Origin of the sequence: Sphingobacterium sp. UBA3519 (genome assembly GCF_002377215.1) — a bacterium.
GTDB classification, from domain to species: domain Bacteria; phylum Bacteroidota; class Bacteroidia; order Sphingobacteriales; family Sphingobacteriaceae; genus Sphingobacterium; species Sphingobacterium multivorum.
The window spans coordinates 32,634-34,564 of record NZ_DFPI01000010.1 but is presented as its reverse complement, the minus strand read 5'-3'; the positions used below and the strand labels follow the sequence as shown (position 1 = coordinate 34,564).

Below are 1,931 nucleotides of genomic sequence, written 5' to 3'. Positions count from 1 at the left end.
GTTCGAGTCCCGTCCAGACCGCCAAAAATTATTAAAAACAATCCTTAAGATTTTAGGTCTGGTAGTTCAGCTGGTTAGAATACATGCCTGTCACGCATGGGGTCGCGGGTTCGAGTCCCGTCCAGACCGCTAAAATTTTAAAAACACATTGTTGGTCTGGTAGTTCAGCTGGTTAGAATACATGCCTGTCACGCATGGGGTCGCGGGTTCGAGTCCCGTCCAGACCGCCAACAAGAAAAGCATCATTTAATTATAAATGATGCTTTTTTTTTGCCTTAACAATACAACAACTATTATTTTTTCAATTCGTACTGAAGTGCTCCAGAAGGGCAATGCTTGATCTGTTCAATCAATTCCGCTGTACTGGCATTTTGGGCTGTGATCCAAGGCCTATCTTTCGGATGATACACATTTGGGAGACTCTTCACGCAAACCGCAGCATGTGCACAGCGTTCAGGTATCCAAAGAACGGTTATCTCTCCATTTGGATGTGGATATCTAACTATTTTTTCCATAATTCCATCTCTCTTTAGCAATTTATATTTTAAGAACTAATAACGATAAGAACAATTTTGTTTTAAGAATTGGCTTTTCGCTTTTTAATCATACTGCTCACCCGGTAGATCATAAAAATACCGATGATAGAGAGCAGAATCACACTCATCCCCAATGTAGGATAATGTTCCAAGGGGCTTTCTTTTGTTTCTTGAACAATGATTACACCTGCTAGCGAAGCTGCCACACCTCCTGCCAGCTGCTGCAACGATGAACTGATACTCATAAATGCACCCCGATCTTTCATCTCCGGAACAGCCGTGATCAAAGCGGAAGAAGGCGTCATCCGACTTAAAATGCCCGCCATCATTAAAATGTTTAAGATAACAACAATATAAAATGGAGTAACACCTAGGTTCGTGTAGATAAATACGACAACCATGAGCCAAAGGGAAGCGAACGCGAAAATCTTAAACTTATCGTAACGGTCGCTCAATTTCCCGACGATAGGCATAATAATCAATGAAGCGATACCCGAAATCATAAACAACATCGGCAACTGCTCGTGGCTAACTTTGAGGTTATTGACTGCAAAAGCACTTCCAAAAGGCATCATCATATAACCTCCAATGGATAGCAAGGCTGTTGCAGCAAAGCCGATACGATATTCTCGCTGTGAAAAAGTCAGCCAAAGGTGCTTTAACGCAGATTGATGTTTCTGAAGACCGATATGTGCTGTTATCGGAATGAGTTTAATTGCAATGATAATGACAATAATTAAAGCCATCACGGCAATCCATAAAAAGGCACTATGCCAGCCCCAATTGTTTGCGATATACAGACCTATCGGAATGCCTAGGACCTGGCTGGCGCCAAAGCCCATCTGTACAAAGCCCATCACACGTCCACGTTGCTGAAGCGTAAAGATATCGGTGATAATAGCCATGGAGATCGAACCAATGACCCCTCCAAAGAGGCCTGTGATAATTCGAGCAGCGACCAAAGTCCAATAATCGTTGGCAAAACTACAGCAGAAAGTTCCGATAATAAAGCCAGAATAGAAAAAAAGCAGCAGCTTCTTTCGATCAAAACGATCGGCAAAACCCGCGGTAAGCAGCCCCGAAGCACCCGCGCTAAAAGCATAGGCCGAAACCGCAATGCCAAATTGAGCTGGTTTGAGATCGATGGCTTTCATCAGGATATCCCCCATCGGTGACATCACCATAAAATCAAGCACGACCGTAAATTGTGTCATGGCCAATAAAAAGACCACCAGTTTTTGGTATGCCGTAAAAGGCGCATTATCAAGTTTATTTATTTCCATACTGTCCGGTTTGCCTCGGTTTAAACTGGCCTAAAAATACAGAAGTGCGCGAACATTATATGTAATAAGTTTGCAAAATTATCGCCCGAGACCTTACCTTACCTTACCTTAC

General features: G+C 42.8%; 2 protein-coding genes and 2 tRNA genes. 2 read left to right on the top strand and 2 right to left on the bottom strand.

Annotation, left to right across the window (positions count from 1 at the left end; translation table 11 throughout):
• The first annotated feature begins 55 nt into the window (after window positions 1-55).
• Window positions 56-129 (top strand) — tRNA-Asp (locus B3297_RS04160).
• A 24-nt stretch (window positions 130-153) separates the two neighbouring features.
• Window positions 154-230 (top strand) — tRNA-Asp (locus B3297_RS04155).
• A 63-nt stretch (window positions 231-293) separates the two neighbouring features.
• Here the strand turns inward: B3297_RS04155 and B3297_RS04150 are convergent.
• Window positions 294-515, bottom strand: a complete 222-nt coding sequence (locus B3297_RS04150) for a (4Fe-4S)-binding protein (RefSeq protein ID WP_046672314.1) — start codon at window positions 513-515, stop codon at window positions 294-296.
• Between the two features lie 62 nt (window positions 516-577).
• Entirely contained in the window at window positions 578-1,819 is a 1,242-nt protein-coding gene (locus B3297_RS04145) for an MFS transporter (protein ID WP_070563286.1), read from the bottom strand.
• Between the last annotated feature and the right edge of the window lie 112 nt (window positions 1,820-1,931).

Excerpts from the sequence above, each read along its gene's own strand:
- B3297_RS04150 (WP_046672314.1), bottom strand. The coding sequence starts at position 515 with ATGGAAAAAATAGTTAGATATCCACATCCAAATGGAGAGATAACCGTT.
- B3297_RS04145 (WP_070563286.1), bottom strand. The coding sequence starts at position 1,819 with ATGGAAATAAATAAACTTGATAATGCGCCTTTTACGGCATACCAAAAA.